This is a genomic window from Cohnella sp. OV330 (genome assembly GCF_900112065.1).
In the GTDB taxonomy this organism is placed as follows: domain Bacteria; phylum Bacillota; class Bacilli; order Paenibacillales; family Paenibacillaceae; genus Cohnella.
In genome coordinates this window covers 189,445-210,674 of sequence record NZ_FOKE01000008.1, presented here as the reverse complement: position 1 = coordinate 210,674, position 21,230 = coordinate 189,445, and the positions used below count along the sequence as shown (strand labels likewise).

General features: G+C 60.0%; 21 protein-coding genes. 3 read left to right on the top strand and 18 right to left on the bottom strand.

The genetic code is table 11. The features are described from left to right. The 4 genes from BM235_RS19705 to BM235_RS19690 form a co-directional block, all read right to left on the bottom strand. Positions 1–498 carry a DinB family protein gene (locus BM235_RS19705; protein WP_090115937.1) on the bottom strand — a complete coding sequence of 166 codons (498 nt, stop codon included), beginning with the start codon at positions 496–498 and terminating at the stop codon, positions 1–3. 157 nt (positions 499–655) lie between these two features. After that, entirely contained in the window at positions 656–1,003 is a 348-nt protein-coding gene (locus BM235_RS19700) for a DUF2512 family protein (protein ID WP_090115936.1), read from the bottom strand. Positions 1,004–1,020: 17 nt separating this feature from the next. Beyond that, positions 1,021–1,539 carry a DUF3231 family protein gene (locus BM235_RS19695; protein ID WP_090115935.1) on the bottom strand — a complete coding sequence of 173 codons (519 nt, stop codon included), beginning with the start codon at positions 1,537–1,539 and terminating at the stop codon, positions 1,021–1,023. 152 nt (positions 1,540–1,691) lie between these two features. Next, a complete protein-coding gene (locus BM235_RS19690; RefSeq protein WP_090115934.1) occupies positions 1,692–2,726 on the bottom strand; it encodes a Gfo/Idh/MocA family protein in 1,035 nt (344 codons plus the stop codon). 281 nt (positions 2,727–3,007) lie between these two features. Here BM235_RS19690 and BM235_RS19685 point away from each other — a divergent pair, with 281 nt between their 5' ends. Then, a complete protein-coding gene (locus BM235_RS19685) occupies positions 3,008–3,718 on the top strand; it encodes an MBL fold metallo-hydrolase (protein ID WP_255374483.1) in 711 nt (236 codons plus the stop codon). A 92-nt stretch (positions 3,719–3,810) separates the two neighbouring features. Here the strand turns inward: BM235_RS19685 and BM235_RS19680 are convergent, their stop codons facing one another. From BM235_RS19680 to BM235_RS19630, 11 genes are all read right to left on the bottom strand, one after another. Beyond that, on the bottom strand, positions 3,811–5,151 hold the full coding sequence (locus BM235_RS19680; protein WP_090115932.1) for a glucose-6-phosphate isomerase: 1,341 nt from the start codon (positions 5,149–5,151) through the stop codon (positions 3,811–3,813). A gap of 168 nt (positions 5,152–5,319) precedes the next feature. Continuing rightward, entirely contained in the window at positions 5,320–6,789 is a 1,470-nt protein-coding gene (locus tag BM235_RS19675) for a protein adenylyltransferase SelO (protein ID WP_090116071.1), read from the bottom strand. 42 nt (positions 6,790–6,831) lie between these two features. After that, complete coding sequence (locus tag BM235_RS19670; protein ID WP_090115931.1) at positions 6,832–7,344, bottom strand: metallophosphoesterase family protein; 513 nt, start codon at positions 7,342–7,344, stop codon at positions 6,832–6,834. 99 nt (positions 7,345–7,443) lie between these two features. Continuing rightward, complete coding sequence (locus BM235_RS19665; protein ID WP_090115930.1) at positions 7,444–9,102, bottom strand: glycerol-3-phosphate dehydrogenase/oxidase; 1,659 nt, start codon at positions 9,100–9,102, stop codon at positions 7,444–7,446. Between the two features lie 121 nt (positions 9,103–9,223). After that, entirely contained in the window at positions 9,224–10,717 is a 1,494-nt protein-coding gene (glpK, locus tag BM235_RS19660) for a glycerol kinase GlpK (RefSeq protein ID WP_090115929.1), read from the bottom strand. An 11-nt stretch (positions 10,718–10,728) separates the two neighbouring features. Continuing rightward, positions 10,729–11,295, bottom strand: coding sequence for a glycerol-3-phosphate responsive antiterminator (locus tag BM235_RS19655; protein WP_090115928.1), 567 nt, complete (start codon positions 11,293–11,295; stop codon positions 10,729–10,731). A 435-nt stretch (positions 11,296–11,730) separates the two neighbouring features. Continuing rightward, entirely contained in the window at positions 11,731–12,945 is a 1,215-nt protein-coding gene (locus tag BM235_RS19650; RefSeq protein ID WP_255374482.1) for an NAD(P)/FAD-dependent oxidoreductase, read from the bottom strand. After that, entirely contained in the window at positions 12,926–13,693 is a 768-nt protein-coding gene (locus BM235_RS19645; RefSeq protein WP_090115927.1) for a methyltransferase domain-containing protein, read from the bottom strand. The genes BM235_RS19650 and BM235_RS19645 overlap by 20 nt, the downstream gene beginning before the upstream one ends. Further along, complete coding sequence (locus BM235_RS19640) at positions 13,686–14,888, bottom strand: type III polyketide synthase (RefSeq protein WP_090115926.1); 1,203 nt, start codon at positions 14,886–14,888, stop codon at positions 13,686–13,688. Before BM235_RS19640 ends, BM235_RS19645 begins: the two co-directional genes overlap by 8 nt. Before the next feature lie 151 nt (positions 14,889–15,039). Continuing rightward, complete coding sequence (locus BM235_RS19635; protein WP_090115925.1) at positions 15,040–15,243, bottom strand: hypothetical protein; 204 nt, start codon at positions 15,241–15,243, stop codon at positions 15,040–15,042. Between the two features lie 78 nt (positions 15,244–15,321). Continuing rightward, positions 15,322–16,311, bottom strand: a complete 990-nt coding sequence (locus BM235_RS19630) for a diaminopimelate dehydrogenase (protein ID WP_090115924.1) — start codon at positions 16,309–16,311, stop codon at positions 15,322–15,324. A 205-nt stretch (positions 16,312–16,516) separates the two neighbouring features. Between BM235_RS19630 and BM235_RS19625 the strand changes: the two genes are divergently transcribed. After that, positions 16,517–16,702, top strand: a complete 186-nt coding sequence (locus BM235_RS19625) for a sporulation protein Cse60 (protein WP_090115923.1) — start codon at positions 16,517–16,519, stop codon at positions 16,700–16,702. 138 nt (positions 16,703–16,840) lie between these two features. Here the strand turns inward: BM235_RS19625 and BM235_RS19620 are convergent, their stop codons facing one another. Together BM235_RS19620 and BM235_RS19615 are read right to left on the bottom strand one after the other, a co-directional pair. Beyond that, positions 16,841–18,388, bottom strand: a complete 1,548-nt coding sequence (locus tag BM235_RS19620; protein WP_090115922.1) for a tetratricopeptide repeat protein — start codon at positions 18,386–18,388, stop codon at positions 16,841–16,843. A gap of 158 nt (positions 18,389–18,546) precedes the next feature. Next, a complete protein-coding gene (locus BM235_RS19615) occupies positions 18,547–19,152 on the bottom strand; it encodes a TetR/AcrR family transcriptional regulator (RefSeq protein WP_090115921.1) in 606 nt (201 codons plus the stop codon). Positions 19,153–19,322: 170 nt separating this feature from the next. Between BM235_RS19615 and BM235_RS19610 the strand changes: the two genes are divergently transcribed. Further along, a complete protein-coding gene (locus BM235_RS19610; protein WP_090115920.1) occupies positions 19,323–20,084 on the top strand; it encodes a glucose 1-dehydrogenase in 762 nt (253 codons plus the stop codon). Between the two features lie 86 nt (positions 20,085–20,170). Here BM235_RS19610 and mnmH read toward each other — a convergent pair whose 3' ends face one another. Next, a complete protein-coding gene (gene mnmH / locus BM235_RS19605) occupies positions 20,171–21,229 on the bottom strand; it encodes a tRNA 2-selenouridine(34) synthase MnmH (protein ID WP_090115919.1) in 1,059 nt (352 codons plus the stop codon). Position 21,230 lies beyond the last annotated feature (1 nt).

Here is a 21,230-nt window from a genome sequence, read left to right as displayed (position 1 = left end):
TCATGCCCGAGGCGCCATTCCCTGCTCGACCCATGTTTCGTAGGTCGGCCCGTACAAGCCCGGCGGCCGAAGTCCGGCTTGTCTCATCAGGACGGTCATCTGTCCGCGGTGGTGCGCTTGATGCATGAGCGCGAAACGAAGCGAATCGCCGTTTTTCCATGCTTCTCCCGCGATCTCTATTTTATCCGCCAGATTAGCGTCTTTCCATTGCGCTTGAAGCGCTTCGATAAAGCGGTCGCTGATCGACCGGTAGGCCTTCGCGAATTCGGGGGCCGACTTGTTCGTACCGTCTCCGTCCCCGGCGCCGTCGAACGACAGGCCGAGCGCGCTCATGAACTGAATCGACGCGATCAAATGCCACGCCAAATCGCCCAAAGTACGCCGGTCATCGGAGATCCGCCGCTTAAGCGATTCATCCGTCAACGAATCCAGCAAGCCGGCCGTCATTTTCGCTTCGCGTTCCCACTCTTCTACGAAATTTGCGATCGATGCGAACATACCTATACCTCCATGATCGTTGTCTTTACGATCTGAAGTATAAGCCTATATCGCTGACAGAAACGGTCAGTGATTTTAAAAAAACAAATAAAACCCGCGCCAAGGCGCGGGCGTTAACAGTTAGCGGTCAGGACTCCTAGCGATCAGAAGCATAGGTTCAAGCGCGCTGGCGTTGGTAAGACGTCCGGGTCTGGAACACATACCGGTGAATGAAAAATTCGGCGACGCCGGTAATCAGCGCGATAATGAGAATTTCCCCCGGGCTGATCGTCCAATTCATCGCGGATGCCGCGATCCACAGCACCAGATAGGCCAGGATGCCGTCGGATACGGTCGCGATTCCGTTGTTGGTGGAGCGCAAAATAATCTGGTCGCCCAAAATGTACGCGATAATTGTAAGAATCGTCGCGGTCGTCGCGGCGCCAAGGAACGAGGCGTTGGAATAGTACATGAGCAAAGTCGTCACGATGACGCCGTTCACGATCCACTTCAGTACGAACTTCATGGGACGTGCCTCCTTAGTTAGGCATGAACCGCTTCAGGGCGCTGAATTTGCAGCGGCGGCGGCACGAGCCATCCTTTTTCTTTGTTCAGTCGAAGCAGGCTCAGTCCGATCGCGGCTTTGGTGACATGATACTTGCCGAACAGCATAGTGACGTCCTCGCGGATCGACTTGCCCATCGTCTGGCTGCAGGCCACCAATCCAACCGCCGTGTCTGCGGAAAGGGTCGCGGCGATCTCCATATCCGAAAACCGCGCGCCGGGCGGAATTTCCTCAAGCTTCGCTTCAGGTCGCTGGGGCAGCTCCGGCGGCGGCACGATCCCGTTGCTTTGCAGCAGCTTGTCGCATTCGCTGGCTTCGAGCTCCGCCTGATCGATGCATCGGTCGATGATCTTTTTCAGATCGTGGTCTCCTGCATGTTGCTTCAGCGCGCGATAGCCCGAGATGAAGCCCTTGGCTGCCATCGACGCCGCCCAAATGTCGAATACTTCGCCATAGTGCAATGGCTCGTCCTTCGAATTGCCGCTTAAGATTCCCATTTCTACGCTTCACTCCCGGAGTAAGTTTGAATTCGGACCTCGCTTAATTTGCCCCACCCGAACTTCGGCCATCCGACAAAAAAATCCCCCATCGTTCGCCTAATGGCGAACGGTGGGGGATTGGCGCCGGCAAGCGCGGTAAAGCCGCGTCGTTACAGTCTGATCTCATGACCGCGCTCGGCGGATTCATAAATGGCGGACAAAATTTTGATCATATCCACGCCATGTTCCGGCAAGAAGATCGGCGACTCGTGCCCGAGCACGCATTCGACGAAGTGACGAATGTTGGCCGTATGCTGCGGGACGGCGGATTCGGGAAACCGGGGCTGTTCGTCGATCAGCACGCCTTCTTTTTCCGTATAGAGCTTCAGTTTGTCGTTGATCAGGCTGAATCCGCCCTCCGTGCCCCGCCACTCGAGGAACTTCTGCTCCTCTTCGATATTCGAAGCCCAGCTGAATTCGATCTGGAGAGAGGCGCCGCTATCGAAGCGGATAAAGCCCGCGGCCAGGTCCTCGACGTCGAACGTTCCTTCGGGAACGTTGCCGGATGCGTCCGGACGGTCCGCGAATTTGCGATAAGTCGAGCCGGATACGGTGACCGGCTTCGGATTGCCCGCGGTCCACATCGCCATGTCGATCATGTGGACGCCCAGATCGATGAGCGGTCCGCCGCCCGACAGCCCCTTCGTCGTGAACCAGCCGCCGCGCCCTGGAATGCCTCGGCGTCGGATCCAACCGCACCGGCCCATGTACATTTCCCCGAGTTTGCCTTGAGAGATGAGCCGCTTGATGAACTTGGCCTCTTCGCTGAAGCGGTTGTTGCGCATCGTCATCAGCAGCCTGCCCGATTCGCGCGCTGCATCCGCCATTTTCTGCGCTTCGTCGGCGTTCACGGCATCCGGCTTTTCGCAAAATACGTGCTTGCCCTTGCGCAGCGCCGCGATCGCGATCTCGGAGTGGTACAGATTCGGCGTGCTGATGCCGACGATATCGATCGACGGATCCGCGATGAGCTCGCGGTAATCTTCATATACCTTCGCCCCGGGAAAAGCGAGCGCAGCGGATTCGGCGGAAGCGCGAAAGGCGTCGCAGAAAGCGACGAGCTCCACTTCCTTGTGGGACAGCCAACCTGGCAAATGCGCGAACTTGAAAATGCCTCCCGTTCCGATAACGCCAACCTTTAGCATGATTTATTATTCCCCTTTATGTATCGATTGCGACGCTTGCATACTTGTCGTTTCTATCTATATTTTAGACTGCGCAAGCAAGGGTTTCGATTGCAAATTCAGCTCATTTTATACGGTATTCTATCATTTTGGGCGCCGTCTTTTGACTTTGAAACACGCGGGTTTTATATTGAACTCATTGGTTTTCATCCATATGGACAAGGGAGGGAGCCGGCAGCCGCCGTTCGAACGCCGAACGACGACGGTCCGGCGCGATGATGCGAATCGCCGAAGGAATTGAAATGCTGGAATTGAAGTTGGGCCCGATGACGATCCATCCGACGATCTTTATTGACGAGGACTCTTGGACGTTGGTCGACACAGGCATGCCGGGTTCGGCGCCCGCGATCATGGAGCTTGCGAAGCAAGCCGGCATCGGAGATCGGCCGCTCAAGGCGATCCTGCTCACGCACCAGGACCTGGATCACATCGGAGGCTTGCCCGGCGTGCTGGAAGCGACCGGCGGCGGTGCGACCGTATACGCGCATCCTGCGGACGCCGGGGCCATTAACGGAACCGCGCCGATGATCAAGATGTCGCCGGAACGGCTTGCGGGCTTCCTGCAGCAGGCGACTGACGAGGTCCGTTCGCAGTTCGAACGAACGTTCCTCCACCCTGCTCGCCCTAATGTGGATCTCGCCTTTTTGGACGGCGATTCGCTCCCGTTCGGCGGCGGGTTGACCGTCATCCATACGCCAGGCCATACGCCGGGCCATGTCTGCTTGTACCACCACGGATCCAAGACGATCATCGCGGGCGACGCCTCGGTTGCCAAGGACGGAGCGCTCATCGGCCCGAATCCGCCGGTGACGCCGGACATGGCCACAGCGCTGGCATCTCTCAAAAAGCTGCTCCCGTTCGATATCGAAGGCGTGATCTGTTACCACGGCGGATGGGTTCAGGGCAATGCGAGGTCGCGCTTCGCGGAGCTGGCGGAAGGCCATCCGTCTTAAACGCCTAAAGAGGCCGCTTGCCGTCAGTTTCAACCCTTCGGGTCTGGACTGTCGAACAAGCGGCCTCGCTTATTTTTAAGAAGTTATGTCTTTTAAGCCTCTCCCAAGCGTTTCAGCAGCTCGGCTTTTTTCGCTTCGAAGCCCGGCTTGCCCAGCAGCGCGAACATATTGACCTTATAGGCTTCGACGCCCGGCTGATCGAACGGGTTGACGCCGAGCAGCAAGCCGCTGATGCCGCACGCTTTCTCGAAGAAGTAAACCATTTCGCCGTACGTATACTCGTTCAGCTCGTCCAGCTCGACGATCAGGTTGGGAACGCCGCCGTCCACGTGAGCGAGGCGCGTGCCTTCCGCAGCCTTGCGGTTGACCTCGTCCATCGTCATTCCCGCCAAGAAGTTCAAGCCGTCCAGATTGCCCTCGTCCGTCTCGATCTTCCACTCCACGCGCGCCTTCTTCACGGCAAGGACGGTCTCGAACAGATCCCTCCGCCCTTCTTGCACGTATTGACCCATCGAGTGAAGGTCGGTCGAGAAATCCACAGATGCCGGGTATAACCCTTTCTGATCTTTGCCTTCGCTCTCGCCGAACAGCTGCTTCCACCATTCGGATACGTAATGCAGGGACGGCTCGAAGTTCGCCAGCAGCTCGATCGTTTTACCCTTGCGATAAAGCGCATTCCGGACGGCTGCGTATTGGTAGCTTTCGTTGGCGGCGAGGCTCGGGTCGGCATATTTTTTCGCAGCCGCGGCGGCGCCTTCCATCATCCGGTCGATATCAAGGCCCGCGGTCGCGATCGGCAGCAAGCCGACGGCAGTCAATACGGAATAGCGACCGCCGACATCGTCGGGGATCACGAACGTTTCGTAGCCTTCCTCGTCCGCCAGTTTCTTAAGCGCGCCTTTTTCGGCGTCCGTCGTCGCATAGATGCGTTTGCGGGCTTCCGCTTTACCGTACTTTTTCTCCATGTAGTCGCGAAGTACGCGGAAGGCGATTGCCGGCTCGGTCGTCGTGCCCGATTTGGAAATGACGTTCAGCGACAGATCCTTGCCCTCCAGCAGCTCCAGCAGGTGCGACAAGTACGTGGAGCTAATGTTTTGACCGGCGAAATAAACCTGCGTGCGGCCCGCCATCTGATTATGGAACGTATGGGAGAGCGCTTCGATCGCGGACCTGGCGCCCAAGTAGGAGCCGCCGATGCCGATGACGATCAAGGCGTCCGAATTGCCGCGGATTCTGGCGGCCGCTTCCTTGATGCGGGCAAACTCTTCGCGGTCGTACTGAAGCGGCAGGTCCACCCAACCCAGATAGTCCGATCCCGGACCCTGCTTATCGTGAAGCATGCGGTGCGCGGCAGATACGAATTCGGACGCATAATCGACTTCGTGCTGCTGCATGAATGTAAGGGCATGGCTGTAATCGAAACGGATGGTCAAATGGTTCTCCTCCTCTTATCGCTAGCTCTGGATTCAATATAAATCAAAAATTCTCTATAAAGGTAATTGATAGTTCCGACAAGTGACATAGATGGCATCTATGGAAAAGCAAAATAGGCCCCTCCCGATGTCGGGAGGGGCTAAGCGATAATGCGCTTTACATGATCATCAAGTACCGCAGAACGTTCTGTATCTGCCGCAAGAAGCGTCCGGCAGCGCGGCATAAGCGGCCTGCTCGGGCGAGTAGGCAAAAGGATCGCGGAGCGCTTCGACGAGCCGGTTCAGGACGCCGTAATCGCCGCGTTCGACAGCCGCCTCCAGCGCTTCCTCTACGCGGTGGTTGCGCGCGATCGCCGCGGGGTTGCTGCGTCTCATCAATCTTTGCGAGGCGGCGGCCTCATCGTCCGTATCGCCGATTCTGGCCTTCCATCTGCCGCGCCAGCTCGCGAACGCTTCCGATTCGAACAGCGGGCCTTCAGCCGTCGTTCCCAAGGTCAAGCTCGCGAACGTATTCGTAAAGTCGGCTCGGTGCGTCTCCATCAGCTCAAGCAAGTCCTGGGCAAGGGATTCGTCTTCAGGCGCTTCGCCCGACAGACCCAGCTTGGCACGCATGCCGGCCAGCCATTCGGCTTCGAAAAGACCGGGAAACGCCGATATCTCTTGCTCTGCCAAGGCGACGGCACGTTCCTCGTCCTCGTCGAGGAGCGGCAGCAGCGTCTCGGCGAATCGCGCCAGGTTCCAGGCGGCGATCCGCGGTTGCTGATTATAGGCGTAACGGCCGTTGGCGTCGATCGAGCTGAATACCGTAGACGGATCGTAGACGTCTAGGAACGCGCAGGGGCCGTAATCGATCGTCTCCCCGCTGATCGCCATGTTGTCGGTGTTCATGACGCCGTGCACGAAGCCGACCAGCTGCCATTTCGCGATCAACGATGCCTGTCGGCGAACGACCGCCTTAAGGAACGACAAGTAATCGCCGGCTTTGACCTCGGGATAATGCCTTTGCATCGTATAATCGGCGAGCTCGCGGACCTGGTCCGAACTTCCCGCGCCTGCGGCATACTGGAACGTCCCTACCCGAATATGGCTCGCGGCCACGCGGGTCAGCACGGCGCCCGGCAGCTCGTCCTCGCGAAATACGGGCTCGCCGGTAGCCACGACGGCCAGACTTCGCGTCGTCGGGATGCCCAGTCCGTGCATCGTTTCGCTAATGACGTACTCCCGCAGCATGGGACCAAGCGCCGCCCGGCCGTCTCCGCCTCGTGAATACGGCGTACGACCCGAGCCTTTCAGTTGAAGGTCGCGGCGGCTTCCGTCCGGGGAGATCTGTTCGCCCAGCAGCAGCGCGCGTCCGTCGCCAAGCATCGTCAGGTGACCGAACTGATGTCCGGCGTATGCTTGCGCGAGCGGCTCGGCGCCGTCAGGCGCCTCGCTGCCGGCCAAGACTGCCAAGCCGGCTCCGCTGCGCAGCGCTTCCTCGTTCAAGCCGAGCGATTCGGCCAACCGAACGTTCAACACGGCCAGCTTCGGCGCGACGACCGGATGAAGCGGGATTTTCGAGTAAAAAAAGGACGGGAGACGCGCGTAGCTGTTGTCGAAGCGCCAGCCGGCCGCCGTCGTGGAACTGGGATGCGTCATAGCGTCTCCTTTCGCTTGCTTCATTGTAATTGCTTTCGAAGCCTAGCCTTTATCCGGGTATAACACATGCCTTGCGCTTAACTTGCCGTCGACGGCTTCCATGATGCCGAAGGAATATTGCGCTTGCCTCCGCTTGTCGGTCGGCGAGCCCGGGTTGAAGATCATCATGCCGCTCTTCTCATCGCGCCGCAGAACGGGAATATGCGAGTGTCCATAAACGATCGCGTCAAGCCGTTCGTCTTTAAAAGCCGCGACCGCGTGCGCTTCCGTCTTCGTCCGCAGCGCCGACCCGTGCCCGTGAACGACGCCGATCCGGCAACCGCCCAGCGTCAGCAGCTTTCGCATGCCGAACTTGGCCGCGATCTCGGGTCCGTCGTTGTTCCCGACCACGCCGTACACCGGCGCGTAGGCAGCCAATGACTCGTATACCGTCATCCGGGTCCAATCGCCGGCGTGGACGATCGCCTCTGCGTCCTCCAGCTCGCGCCGGAGCGCCGCAGGAAGCCGCTTGCTCATTCTGGGCATATGGGTATCCGACACGACCACGATCTTCATGCGCGATTCCTCGCTTTGCCTGATTATCGGTTCAATTAATCTTACCCTAGCCGCGGTCATTCATGAAGATCATTTGCAAAATGAATTTTTCGACGAACACTAAATCTCCGATGCGGCGATGAGCTCTCGCTCCGCTTCTTCCGCGTATTCGGCCCGCTGCGCATCGGTATATCGGAGCGCGTCCGCCATGTAGTCGACGACGGCCGCCATGTTCCGACGCGCCCAGCCGATATCGAAAAATAGCGCGCCCGTGCGCCTGATCAGGAAGTCGGAGGGCTTCACCGCCATCTCCTCCTCGATCGCGTACGCGAGCATGCCATATGCCTCGTCGGATAGCCCCGCGACGTCACCGCTATCCTGCCGCCTCGCGATGCGCTCGAATACGGCGCTTGCGTTCGATCCGTACCGGCTCGCGATCCGCAGCGCCGATTCGGTCGCCAGGCCCGCCGCTTCGCCGGATGCCGCCGCCTTTTTCGCGAACTGCGCGAACCGATCCGAGCCGCCGACCTCGCCGCCGGATATCGGCAGCTCACGGGTCGCGCAGGGACTGAACGGCCTGCGTCCATCGGCGCGCAAAGATGCCGCCAGCCGGTCGACGACCGTCTCTGCCATCTTGCGGTAACCGGTGAGCTTGCCGCCCGCGATCGTAACCAAGCCGGATGGGGAAACGAAGATCTCGTCCCGACGCGACACCTCGGAGGGCGACTTCCCTTCCTCGTAGATGAGCGGCCGCAAGCCCGCCCAGCTCGATTCGACGTCGCGCTCGCCGAGGCGCAGCTCCGGGAACATGCCGTTGCAGGCGGCCAGCAGATAGTCCCGGTCCTCCCGCGACGCTCTCGGCTGCGCCGTATCGCCCGTGTAGTCGGTATCCGTCGTTCCGACGTACGTCTTGCCGTCTCGCGGAATCGCGAACACCATCCGGCCGTCCTGCGTGTCGAAGTAGATCGCCTGGCGAAGCGGGAAGCGGCCGCCGTCGAAGACGAGATGGACGCCTTTCGTGAGCCGAAGGGTCTTGCCTTTCTTGGACCGGTCCAACTCCCGCAGCGTGTCTACCCAAGGACCTGTCGCATTGACGATCTGGCGCGCCCTGATTCGATACTCACACCCTCCGATCAGATCGCGGGCCGCCACCCCTGTCGCCCTGCCTTTTTCATCGTAAAGAAACTGTTCGGCCTTCGTGTAGTTGACGGCAATGGCCCCGGATTCTACCGCCTTCTTAAGCACCTCGATCGTCAGGCGCGCATCGTCCGTCCGGTATTCTACGTAAGATCCGCCGCCCCGCATGCCTTTCTTTTTCAACAGCGGCTCCAGCGCCAGCGTATCCGCCGGACTCAGCATGCGCCGCCGTTCGTCCCGCTTCACGCCTGCCAGAAAATCGTAGAGGCGAAGCCCAAGCGATGTGCTCAGCCAGCCGAAAGTACCGCCCCTATACAAAGGCAGCAGCATCCGCTCCGGCGTCGTGACGTGCGGGCCGTTTTCGTAAACGATGGCCCGTTCTTTGCCGACCTCGGCGACCATTTTGACCTCGAACTGCTTCAGGTACCTCAGGCCGCCGTGCACCAGCTTCGTCGACCGGCTCGAGGTTCCGGCCGCGAAGTCCTGCATCTCGATCAGCGCGGTTTTCATTCCTCTCCGCTGCGCGTCCAACGCGATACCGGCGCCGGTTATCCCGCCGCCGACGACCAATACGTCGAATACGTCCTTTTCCAATTCCGCCAGCTTGGCTAGCCGGCTCGTCGCCGCAAATCCGTTCGTCATGTCTATGCCCTTCTTTCTTTCGTTTCGAATGCAATAAAACCACGATCATGCAGACCGCGCCTGGTGGCGCGGCCGATATCGTGGTTTCTCCTGATCTCCGACCGGATATGAACTTGTCGTTTTATTTGAAAGCCATGGCGGCCCGAACCGCCTTTTGCCAGCCCGCGTACAGTCGCTCCCGCTCGTCGTCCCCCATGACGGGCTTGAACGAACGGTCGAGCCTCCAGCTGTCCGCGATGTCCTGCTTGCTTTGCCAGTAACCGACCGCAAGGCCCGCCAGGTAAGCCGCACCGAGCGCGGTCGTCTCGCCGACGGATGGGCGCTCGACCTCCGCGCCGAGCAGGTCGCTCTGGAACTGCATGAGCAGACCGTTCGCGACCGCCCCGCCGTCGACCCGCAGCCGCCGCAGCGGGAGTCCCGAGTCCTCGATCATCGCATCCAGCACGTCCTTGCTCTGATAGGCCAGCGACTCGAGCGTCGCGCGGATAAAATGTTCCTTGGTCGTCCCCCGCGTCAAGCCGAAGATCGCGCCCCGGACGTCGCTGTCCCAATACGGCGTCCCCATGCCGACGAACGCCGGGACGACGTATACGCCTTCGGACGAATCGACCCGCGCGGCGTAGGTCTCGCTGTCGGCCGAAGACTTCAGCATGCGAAGGCCGTCCCGCAGCCATTGAAGCGCCGAGCCCGCGACGAAAACGCTGCCTTCGAGCGCGTATTCCACCTTGCCCTCGAGTCCCCAAGCGATCGTCGTCAGCAGTCCGTGCTTCGACGCGACCGCATCCGCGCCCGTATTCATGAGCATGAAGCAACCGGTGCCGTACGTATTTTTAACCATGCCCTTCTCGAAGCAAGCTTGCCCGAACAAAGCGGCTTGCTGGTCGCCCGCGATCCCCGCGATCGGAATGTTGCGGCCGAAGAAGTGATGGTCCACCGTATGCGCGTATATTTCGGAGGACGATCGCACCTCGGGCAGCATGGAACGCGGTACCTCCAGAATCTCGAGCAGCTCGTCGTCCCATTCGAGCGAATGGATATTGAACAGCAGCGTGCGGGAAGCGTTGGAGTAATCGGTTACGTGCGTTTTGCCGCCGCTCATTTTCCATACGAGCCATGTGTCGATCGTGCCGAAGAGCAGGTCGCCGCGCGCCGCCATCTCCCTAGCGCCCTCCACGTGATCGAGCAGCCACTTCGCCTTCGTTCCGGAAAAGTACGCATCGACGAGCAAGCCCGTCTTTTGCCTGAACAAGCCGTCAAGACCTTGTTGTCTCAGCGACTCGCAAATATCGTTGGTCTGCCGGGACTGCCACACGATCGCGCGATGGATCGGACGGCCCGTATGGCGGTCCCATATGACCGTCGTCTCTCGCTGGTTGGTGATGCCGATCGCCTCGATCTGCTCCGGCCGGATGTCCGCGTCGGTCAGCACGCGCGCGATGACGCCCAGCACGGACAGCCAGATCTCGTTGGCGTCGTGCTCGACCCACCCGGGCTTCGGAAAGTACTGCTTGATCTCCTGCTGCGCCACGGCGACGGCATGGCCCGCTTTGTCGAAAATGATCGCGCGGGAGCTCGTCGTCCCTTGATCAAGCGCTAAAATATAGCGGTGTTCCATGTGCGCTCCCCCTATCGTAACCCGTTTTCGTAATGCTTCCATAGCTCGATGTTGGACGTCGTGACCGCGGACGCGCCCGCCGCGAGCGCCTGCTCCACGTCGTTCACGGTGCGGATGAGGCCGCCGGCGAAGACGGGAATGCCCGTCCGTTCGTGCACCTCTGCGATCATATGCGGGATAACGCCGGGCAGCACCTCGATATAGTCGGGCTTCGTCCGCTCGAACATCGCATAGCTTTTCTCGAGCGCGTTGGTGTCGAGCAGGAACAGCCGCTGGATCGCCAGAAGCTTGTTCTGCTTGGTCTTGGCGATGACGCTCGCCCGGGTCGAGACGATGCCGGCGGGCTTTGCGATTTGGCAGATGAATTCGGCCGCGTATTCGTCGTTTTTGAGCCCTTCGATCAGGTCCGCGTGCACGATCGGCTTTTTGCCGTTCGACTTGGCGAGCTGCACGATCGGCTGCAGCTGCGCGACGTGCATGTCGAGCAGCACGATGTACTCGTACGGCAGCCGGATCAACTTCTCCAGATCCTTGACCTTGCGCGCCGCGGGGAGTATCCGTTGTCGGCTGAATGGCATAAGGAGCCCCTCCGTTCGGTCCTTGAATAAAAAGAAAAAAAGGAAATCACGAACTCGTCCCCATGGGGGACCTGAGTCGCGTGCTCTCCTTTTCTCCGCCGCGCATATGAACTTGACACGATTATATTACAGGATAAGGGTGGCGTCTACCCCGATGTCGAAACAACCGTATGGGTTATCCGAGTCGCCTGAATTGATAGAACGGCCGAACTATCGATCCCAGACCTTCTATCGTGCAAAAGTACACGTTCGAGAGCAGCGACCTCTCATCCATCCGCCTATCGCGCAAATGTGCAGGATTTTCACTTGAAAACGCAGGGTTTCGCTCAAAGAGGCGAGCTACAAGGCACTTTTGCGCGATAGATCGCAAAAACCGGTTGATCGCCCATTTGATGATGTACTTTTTCAGGATGGAACCGGATCGCGCGACACGGGTCAAACTTGCGGCGTCGGACCGAGCCGGGTCGCCCGCACGAGCCGGCGGCCAAGCGCCGGCATGCAGCGCGCCGCGGTCAGCGCGATTCGCGCCGGAAGCGGTCGGCCGGCTGCGCGCTGCAGCAGGTTCCCCCAGCGCAGCGGGCCGCTGAATGCGCCGTGGATCGCGCGGGCGAAGTCTTCCTCCCATTCGGAGAGGGACAGCGCTCCGCAAAGGTAGCGCTCCGCGGACGTCGCGCACAGCTGCGCGGCGCGTAGCGCCATCGACATGCCGTCCCCGCACAGCGGCGGTATCGTTGCGCACGCGTCGCCGATGAGCGGGATACCGTCCCACGGGACCGGCTTGGCGTACAACCGTACGGGCGCGACTGCGGCTTGCGTGCCCGGCACGGGCCTCGCTCCGGTAAGCCGCCGATCGAGCGCGGGGCTGCGAGACCGCGCGAGCGCGAGCCACTCGTGCACGGCGGTCGGCGCATTCCGGATCGCGCGCCTGTCGAGCATCGCGGCGGCATTCGCGATGCCGTTCCCTGCGGGCGACAAACCCAGATATCCCCCTTCGAAAAAGTAGAGTTCTACCTCATCCGCGACTTCGACGCCGGCAAAGTGCATTTTGACGCCTAAATAAGGCGAGCCTGGATGTTTATTCTTTCGCTCCTCGCCGGTCATATCGGGTACGCGGCCACCTCCGCCCCATGCGCCGACAACGGCTCGCGCCCGTACGACATGCGTGCGGCCGCCGCGCACGATATTCAGCGCGTAGCCGTCCGCTTCGCGCCGCATCGATACGACGGTCGTCCCCGTCGCGATCTCGGCGCCAGCAAGACGGGCTTCGCGATGAAGCGCCTCGTCGAGGGCATGGCGGCTGAGCCCCCAGGCCACGCCGGGCAGCGGTATGCGCAAGGGCGCGCTGCCGAAGGCATGGATCCGCGTCGCGCGAATTTCTGCCGGTCCGAGCGTCCGGATCGCCGGCGCGAAGCCGAGATCGGACAGGATGCCAATCGACTCCGGCGACAGAAATTCCCCGCATACCTTATGCCTGGGAAATGCTTTCCGGTCGATCAGCAGCACCTTCCGCCCGCGGTCCGCAAGCGCTTTGGCCAGTCCGCTGCCGGCAATGCCCGCGCCGATAATCGCCACGTCCATCGTTTCGTAAGATGTGGCGTCGCTTTCTATGACTTCGCTAGCTTTGGACTCGCTATCTTTGACTTCGCTCAAGCCAACCCGCCTCCGTTCCGTCCGAGCCCGTCCTTGAAGCAGCCGCCTTCGGCACCGTAACGACGTATCGGAACAACGGCCGCCAGCTGTAATCGAACCCGCTCTGGTTGAGCCGCACGCGAAGCCTCTCCCAATCCGCCGCCCGGAAGCCCTTCGCGACCGACAGCGGACCGTCGTTTACGACGTATCGATTGCCCGATAAGAGTCTGGCGGCCAGCCACACGGCCGTCCAAGCGAGCCAGTGACGGTGGATATCCTGAATGACGATGCCCAATTTGGATGCCCGCAGCATGGCTCTCGCGACGTCGGGCAGCTCCCCGTCTTCAAAATGATGGACGAACTGGGACGCGGTCACGATGTCCGCCGTCCCTTCTTCCAGCGCGAACAGGTCGCGCCGCTTGACGGTTACGCGCGGCTCGCCGGCATACAATGCCCGCGCTTCGGCGCACGCTTCTTCCGTCCGGTCGACGAGCGTGATGCCGATCGCGACGCCGCGCGCGTCGGCCCACCGGAGCAGCGCCGCGTTGACGTCGCCCGCGCCTGCCCCGATGTCGAGCACCGTCAGTCGTCTCGGACGTCCCGCTTGCTCCCATAGCCTGGCGACGCCGAACAGCGTGCGGCCGGAGGCGGCGAACAGCCGGTTCAGCCTGCGCAAATGCCGAAGCGCTTCGCGCAGCTCGGCTCCGCCCTGCGCGAGATCGTCCATCAGCTCGGAGGCTTTCGCGCGAGCCTCGAACGTCCTAAACATGCGAGGCCAGCCTCGTTTCATCGCTCGACTCGCAATCTTGCTCTTTGCCGCGGACCGTCCCCGAATGCGCCGCAGTCCGCTCTCCCGGCCGAAACGCGATCGGCAGCAGCTCGCAGGAAAGCCCCGGCCCGAACGCGAGACAAATCCCTTCCGTATATGGAGCGCCTTCACCGCGTTTTGCCAGCCGAATGGCGTCCAGCACGAATAGCAGCGTCGCGGAAGACATATTGCCGAAGTCGCGCAGCACGCCTCTGCTGTACCGGGTGTGCTTGTCTTCTAGTCCAAGCTCCGCTTCGAGCGCGTCGATGATTCCTTTTCCGCCCGGATGAATCGCCCATATGCCGGGCAACGACTCTTGCTCGCCCAGCAAAGTCGCCAGGCGGTCCGGCAGGTACCGGCCAATCAAAGCCGGAATTCGAGAGGACAGATAGAGGTCGAAGCCGTGATCGCCTACTTCCCAGACCATTTCTCCTTCGCCCTCCGGCAGCAACGCGCTGATCGGCCTTCCCAGTTCGAACGCTTCTTTGCTGTCGTCTCCCGCTGCGCCGATCACGCAGGCGGACGCTCCGTCTCCGAAAAACGACGCGCCGAAGAGCGCCTCCTTCTCGGCGGAGGGCTGAATGTGGAGCGTGCAAAGCTCGACGCAAACGACAAGCACGACCGCGTCAGGCTGCCCGCTCACGATATCCCTCGCCATGCCGATCGCCTTGAGTCCGGCCGCGCAGCCAAGGAAGGTCAGCGGAATCCGATTGACCGTATCCCTTAATCCGAGCTGCTTGGCTAGCACGGTATCGAGTCCCGGCAGATATTGACCGGTACAGCTGACCGTCAGCAAATGCGTCAACTCTGATGGCGATACGCGCGAGTCCGCGAGCGCCGCGGATGCCGCGCGAAGCGCGAGCGGCACCGAGGCCTCCTTGTAGGTTGCCATGCGTTGAGAGGTAACAGGAACTGGAAGTCCCGACAGCTGGGCGAAATAACGGTTGCTCTCCGCCGGCTCTAGCAGCGCAGGCTCGCAGGTGTAGCGGGTTGACACGCCGCATTGCTTGAACAGGCGTCTGGCCCAACGAGCCGCGTCTGGCGTCTCTCGAAGAGCTTCGGCCAAGCGCTGGGCCGTGTCGAGCTGGTCCAGCTTGTGAGGCGGCACTGCGGTCCCGATGCCGAGCATCTCGATCGACGGCTCTATCGTTCGCATCTTACGATCCAACCCCTTTGCGTTCGGATTTCGCGAGACAAGCTGCTATCCTTCACTGTATTCCGGGAGGTATCCGAATATGTAAACGCGCCTTATAGCGCTAAAAAAGAACGCAAAAAAGCCGCGCGAAGCGCGGCTCGCTAGACAAAGACTATCGGTTTAACGCATAAATCAGCACGGCGACGATGACAACCGTACAGACGACGTAAATCCAGCTCAGGTTCGCCCATTTCTTGCCCGTCTGGCGAAAATAGTCCGGATTGCCTTCTTTGTTGGTCCTCGATTGCCCGATCGCGATCGTCGCCGCGAAGCCGGCGACCATCACGACGACGACTAGAATAATCGGTAGTGTCATACTCGCTCTCCATTAATCGCAGATTGCCAATATTATAGCAAATCCATGCTCAAGTCGCGATAACGGCGCTAGCCGGCATTATAACAAGCGTTCGCGCAGCGCTTCGGCCGCATGAGGAGACAGATGGCCGAGCGGAATGTCGAACACGGTCTTCGCGCCGGAGGCGCCTTCGCGGGACAGCCGAGCCGCCGCGCGCGCGTAAGCGACCAAGACGCTGGCGGTGAACGCCGGATTGCTGCCCAGCTTCAAGCCGAATTCGATCAATTGCTGCGTGCCGTCTCCCGTCGCGCCGCTGCGGAGAACGAACCCGCCGTGCGGCATGCCGCTATGCTCCGTCTGCAGCTGCTCTTCGCTAATAAATTCGACCGTCGTGTCGTAGTCCGAAAAGTAGTTGGGCATCTCTTTGATTTCGCGCTCGATGGCGGCCGTGTCCGCTCCCGGCTCAGCGACGACGTAGCAAAGGCGTTCATGCTTGTCCCGCGTCGCAAGCTCCGGATTTTCCCCGCTGCGCACGCTCGCGATCGCGCTTTCGACCGGAATCGTATACTGGACGCCCGCTTTGACGCCGTGTACGCGCCGGATCGCATCCGAATGACCCTGGCTGACGCCTTTCCCCCAGAACGTATATTCCTTGCCCTGCGGCAGAATCGCTTCAGCCAGCAAGCGGTTCATCGAAAAAAGTCCGGGATCCCAGCCGGTCGAAATGACGCTTACGGTCCCGGCTTGACGTGCCGCTTCGTCGACCGCGCGATAAAACGCCGGAATTTTCGCATGCGTGTCGAAGCTGTCGACCGTATTGAACCGGGCGGCGACCACCGGGGTCTGCTCCGGCAAATCCGTCGCCGAGCCCCCGCAAAGGATCATCACGTCGATCTCTCCTCTGAAGCGTTCGATATCGGAGATCGATTCGAATCTCGCTTTTACGTTCGTTTCAGCGCTCATCCGGGCGGCGTCGCGCCGCGTGAAGATCGCGATGAGCTCCATATCCTCGTTTTGACCGATTGCCTTATGTACGCCGCGGCCCAGATTGCCGTAGCCGACGATTCCGATCCTGATTTTGGACGACATGATCGTTTCCCCCTTAGCGAATATCCACAAAAGTATAACTCACATGAGATGTAACTTGCAAAGCTTGATTTTTCGGCATTACACACTGACATCATTCTTTCATAACTTCCAGCCGTACTGCGCTTCGTTAAGGTGGACATGCGCGTATTTTGTGCTATGATGAGACGAAGATCTCTCAACCTACCTTGAATAGGAGCGTTCAAGCTTGATCCAACTAAAGGAATTCCTCGATACCGAATACTCGCTCGCAGAAAAAAGAGCCAACGAATTTTTGGCCGGCTTGGAAGAAGAACAAGTCGTCAACATTCTTTATGGCTCTTACGCGAAGTCGCAGACGCAAGGCGTCGTCCATCAAAGAGCTTCGATCCTGGTTGTATACAAAACGAAGTAATCGTTTCCCTTTTGCTTGCGTGATCCTTTTCCGAGCGTATGGACCGATACGAAAAACAGCCCTGGGCGACTTATCGCTCCAAGGCTGTTTTTTCTATTCCCCTATGTGGCGGGCAGAGCTTTTAATCGCTCAAAACCCTCAACCTAACGCCTCCAGCAGCGTGAGCGCCTCCTCATGGTCGGGCTCGAGCGCAAGCGCCCGCTGCAGATACGTTCGCGCTTCGTCCTCCCGCTCCAGCTCCAAGCTGCAGATCGCAAGGCAGAAGTACACGGTGGATATCGGATCGTCGTCGGCCTGAGCCGAAGCGTCGAGCAGCGTTTTGGCATCCTCGTACATGTCCATCTCGAAAAGGATCAGGCCGGCGTCGAGCGCCAGATCGTAGCGCTGCGGCATGATATAGAACGACGTCCACATCCGGAGAATGCCGCTGCGCAAATCCAGCTTTTCTTCGTCGTTCGCGTCCTCCAGCAGGCTGGAGATGCGCTTGGCGGTCTGAATGAACCACTCCGCATCGTAGCCGCCGAGGCGCCAGAACGCGAGAATTTGCTGTAGACGCAGCGTCTCGATCTCGCGGTCGGCCAATAGCTTCAAGCTGAAGAAATCGTCGGGCCCGAACCGTGCTACGCTCTTGCGGTACGCAAGTCTTGTATTCACGTATCGCTTGGGCGATTCCAGCATAAGGATGCAGGCTACATTGATGTTCTTGTAATGATGGTCGGTGAAAAGCGCTTCCGCCCCCCTGCTCTCGAAGACATGCTGGATGGCGTGGTAGTTGGCCGTCAGGGAGATACTGCCGTGATGGACGAGCTGCGGCGGCTCCGCGAAGCGCCAGTTGTCCAGCCGGTGGTCTCCTTTGTCCGCCGTGATCATCGCGAAGCCGGCGCGCGACAGCCGCCCCAGCCGCTCCAGGCACCGCAAGCCGATCTCCGGAAAAAGCACGTGCGAATCTTCAAGCTCCCGCTGATACAGCGAGATCACGTCGCGATAGGGGTAATGATCCTCCTCATACCGCTGCGCCCGCCGGTGCTCATAGGATAGCGTGATTTGTTTGAGCTGCTCCGACAGCGTCAATCCCGAATCGGGATCGGCCTGACTGACGACGACATCGCAATCGTATACAAGGCCTTCCCCGATGTAAATAAGCTCCTGCGGAATGGCGTCGAAAAAGTAATTCGCGACGACAAGCAAAGGCTGGCGAAGCTGCCCGGGCACGATCGTCTCGCCGGAGACGAGCAGCTTCAGCTCCGTATCGTGCTCCGCGTCGAACGTCGCGAGATCGAGTATGCCTTGCTCGATAAAAGCGGCCAACGCCGGATGCCGGCGCCAGCCTTCCACGTTTTTAAGCGCGAGATCGGTCATGACGTAACGCAAAGGCGGCAATGCGATGCCCGCGTACGACTTAAGAAGGGAAAGCTCATGCAGCACGTGATACGCCAGGCGTCCCGCGCCGGCGCCCAGCTCTACGAGCGTGACCGTCTCCTCCGTCTCTCCTTGTGCCGCCCGGTCCTGCAAAAAGCCGAAGATCAACTCCGCGTAAGCCGCTCCGATCATCGGATTGCTTGTAATGTATTGGGGGACCTGGTCGTTGTTCCAAGCCTTCAAGCCCAACTGCTCGTAATACGCGCGCTGGAGATCCCAGACCGGCGCTTCGCTGAATCGGTATTTCTGACTGTCCGTCGCTGCCATGCCGAAATTACCTGCTTCCGTCTAATTTATGGTTTGGCCATCGTCAGACCGTATGGAAACCGCCATTGTTCTTTGGCATCGTACCACACGACGGCCGCGTGCGCCAAACGAAGCTATCGCCGGGCCGCGCCGGACGTTGCGGCTCGACGATTTATGGGTTAGCGCATGCGAGGCTGATCGAGACCGCGGCTCGAGGCTGTCGTGATGATCAGCATTTGCTTCGCGATCTCTTCCTCTGTTTGCCGCAGGCCGTTTTGCAGCCAGTTTTTATAAATGCCGATCGCGCCGCCGATGATCCAATCGATATACAGGTCGTATTCGATCGCGGACGAGAGCGCGCCTGCTTTTCGAAACGTTTTATGAAGCGAGGCGCTCATCTGGTCGTGAAGCCGGTTGGACAGATCGGGCACGCCGTTGGTGAGCAGCATGATCCGGTAAAATTCGGCGTGCTTCTGGATATGCCTGACCGAGCTGCGAATCGTATGGTATAGCTCGTCCGAGGAAGCCAGCCCCTTCGCATCTCCCGGACTGGCCTCGATGATGTCGCCGTATTCGGAAAGTACGTCGTGGACGAGCTCGTCCAGCAGTTCTTCTTTCGTGGAAAAATGATCGTAGAACGTCACCCGGTTGATGCCGGCCGCCTTCGCGATTTCATTGGTTTTGATCAGGCTGAACGGCTTCTCCGACAGCAGCTGCAGCAGCGCCGACTTCAGCGCTTTGCGGGACCGGACGACCCTCGTATCGGACTCGTGCGCACGCGCCATCCGTATCGATTTCCCCTTTCGCGCGATTGCGAAGTTCCTTTTTTTTTGTGGATAGACTACACATTCGGGCAAAGTGTACGCCGGGAGCCCGTCCCGTTCGTTATTATTATAGGCGACACGATGTCGCCAAACAACATCGCCTACATTACAATTTCCGGAGGATGATTCGAATGAAGCTGCAGGACAAATCCGTCGTAATTACGGGCGCCGCCTCGGGCATGGGCAAAGCGATGGCCTTGTTGTTCGCGCAAGAAGGCGCGAAGGTCATCGTCGCCGACATCAACGGCGCGGCCGTCGAAGCAGTGGTCGCCGAGATCGCTTCGGCAGGCGGTCAGGCCAAGGGCGTCGTCGCCGACGTCTCCAAGGAAGAAGACGTGTCCCGCATGATCGACGCGGCCGTCGAGAGCTTCGGAAGCCTAGACGTCCTCGTCAATAATGCCGGCATCATGGACGGCATGATGTCCGCCGAAGCCGTCACCGACGACATGTGGACGCGCGTGATGGACATCAACGTGACGGGACCGATGCGGGCCATTCGCAAAGCGCTGCCGATTATGAAGGCGCAAGGAAAAGGCGTTATCGTCAATACCGCATCCGTCGGCGGACTGTTCGGCTCCCGCGCAGGCGCGGCATATACGGCTTCCAAGCATGCCGTCGTCGGCCTGACCAAAAACGTCGGGTTCCAATACGGCAAGCTCGGCATCCGCTGCAACGCGATCGCGCCCGGCGCGGTCGCGACGAATATCGGCATCGGCGGCACCCAGCCGGATCCGTTCGGTCTCGAGCAAGCGATGACCGGCATGGCGCTGCAGCGTACGGAAGTCGGCGATCCGGCGGCGATCGCATCGGTCGCGCTGTTCCTGGCTTCCGACGACTCGGCGTTCGTCAACGGCACCGTCGTGACGGCGGACGGCGGCTGGTCGGCCTATTAATCTGACGAGCGGCTAGCAGTTGAACTTCGTATAAAAAAGACGCTTCCATTCCGCGATAGCGGGAAGGAAGCGTCTTTTCGATCCGTTTAAAGCGCTTGAGCGTTGCCTATGATCGCTTCTATCGCGCGCTTCACTTCGGCGTAAGCCGTCTCGATCGAATCCGCTGCCACCGTCATGTTGCGGATGCCGGAATCGAGCGCGGCAGCGGTCGAATGCGCATACAGCGGATCGTAGTAATGCGTGAGCAGCAGCTCGACCGCCGGCTCGTAACGTCCGGTTCTGAGGCAACCGTCGATCTCGGCGGCGATCGGCGTATGGATGCGCTCGCGTATGCGGGAGAATGAGGCGATGCAGGCCTGCTCATGCTTCCAAGGCTCGTAGTCCCGCAAAATTTGAGCGGCGCGGACCTCCACGGGGAGCTCGAGCGTGATCTGATAGCCGCGCGAACGCGCGCCGTACAACACGTCGGGCACGACGATTTTGCCGACGCGTTTGCTCTCCGCCTCGAACAGGACGAAAGGCTCGTCCCGGTATTCGATTAACGCGTCAAGCAGCAGCGAATCGAACGTCTTCTGATTGTTCGGACGAAGGCCGATCCCTCCGAAGATCGAACCGCGGTGTCCGGCCATGCCTTCCAGATCGATGACGGGCAAGCCCTCTTGCTTCAGCCGAAGTAATATTTCCGTTTTTCCCGAACCCGTCGAGCCTTGCAGCACGATCGGCGTCGGGGAAAAAGCGAGCGTCTCGAGCTGCTCGGTCACCCACTGGCGGTAGGCGCGATAGCCGCCGGAGAGGCACTGGCTATAGATCCCCATGAGCGACAGCACGGTCGCGGCCGTCTTGCTGCGCATGCCGCCTCGCCAGCAGAATACGACCTTATCGCCCGGGATGGCGGAAAACTGTTTGATAAATGCCGGCAGCTTGGCCGATACGAGCTCGAGCCCTCGCTCCTTGGCGGCCTCCGTGCCGACCTGCGTGTAGATCGTGCCGACCTCCGCCCTTTCCTCGTCATTGAACAAAGGAATGTTGACGCTGCCCGGAATCGTGGCGTTCCCGAACTCGCCGGGCGAACGGACGTCGATGAGCGTTACGGGCTTGTGCAGCCGTTTTTCGGACAGCTCGGTCCATGGGATGTCAGTGAACATG

Bases quoted from the DNA above. Each gene is read 5' to 3' on its own strand.
- BM235_RS19655 (WP_090115928.1), bottom strand. From the start codon at position 11,295: ATGCCATTCAGCCGACAACGGATACTCCCCGCGGCGCGCAAGGTCAAG.
- BM235_RS19670 (WP_090115931.1), bottom strand. From the start codon at position 7,344: ATGAAGATCGTGGTCGTGTCGGATACCCATATGCCCAGAATGAGCAAG.
- BM235_RS19610 (WP_090115920.1), top strand. From the start codon at position 19,323: ATGAAGCTGCAGGACAAATCCGTCGTAATTACGGGCGCCGCCTCGGGC.
- BM235_RS19630 (WP_090115924.1), bottom strand. From the start codon at position 16,311: ATGTCGTCCAAAATCAGGATCGGAATCGTCGGCTACGGCAATCTGGGC.
- BM235_RS19615 (WP_090115921.1), bottom strand. From the start codon at position 19,152: ATGGCGCGTGCGCACGAGTCCGATACGAGGGTCGTCCGGTCCCGCAAA.
- BM235_RS19700 (WP_090115936.1), bottom strand. From the start codon at position 1,003: ATGAAGTTCGTACTGAAGTGGATCGTGAACGGCGTCATCGTGACGACT.
- BM235_RS19635 (WP_090115925.1), bottom strand. From the start codon at position 15,243: ATGACACTACCGATTATTCTAGTCGTCGTCGTGATGGTCGCCGGCTTC.
- BM235_RS19620 (WP_090115922.1), bottom strand. From the start codon at position 18,388: ATGGCAGCGACGGACAGTCAGAAATACCGATTCAGCGAAGCGCCGGTC.
- BM235_RS19645 (WP_090115927.1), bottom strand. From the start codon at position 13,693: ATGTTTAGGACGTTCGAGGCTCGCGCGAAAGCCTCCGAGCTGATGGAC.
- BM235_RS19705 (WP_090115937.1), bottom strand. From the start codon at position 498: ATGTTCGCATCGATCGCAAATTTCGTAGAAGAGTGGGAACGCGAAGCG.
- mnmH (WP_090115919.1), bottom strand. From the start codon at position 21,229: ATGTTCACTGACATCCCATGGACCGAGCTGTCCGAAAAACGGCTGCAC.
- BM235_RS19665 (WP_090115930.1), bottom strand. From the start codon at position 9,102: ATGACGAACGGATTTGCGGCGACGAGCCGGCTAGCCAAGCTGGCGGAA.
- BM235_RS19640 (WP_090115926.1), bottom strand. From the start codon at position 14,888: ATGCGAACGATAGAGCCGTCGATCGAGATGCTCGGCATCGGGACCGCA.
- glpK (WP_090115929.1), bottom strand. From the start codon at position 10,717: ATGGAACACCGCTATATTTTAGCGCTTGATCAAGGGACGACGAGCTCC.
- BM235_RS19675 (WP_090116071.1), bottom strand. From the start codon at position 6,789: ATGACGCATCCCAGTTCCACGACGGCGGCCGGCTGGCGCTTCGACAAC.
- BM235_RS19685 (WP_255374483.1), top strand. From the start codon at position 3,008: ATGCTGGAATTGAAGTTGGGCCCGATGACGATCCATCCGACGATCTTT.
- BM235_RS19690 (WP_090115934.1), bottom strand. From the start codon at position 2,726: ATGCTAAAGGTTGGCGTTATCGGAACGGGAGGCATTTTCAAGTTCGCG.
- BM235_RS19695 (WP_090115935.1), bottom strand. From the start codon at position 1,539: ATGGGAATCTTAAGCGGCAATTCGAAGGACGAGCCATTGCACTATGGC.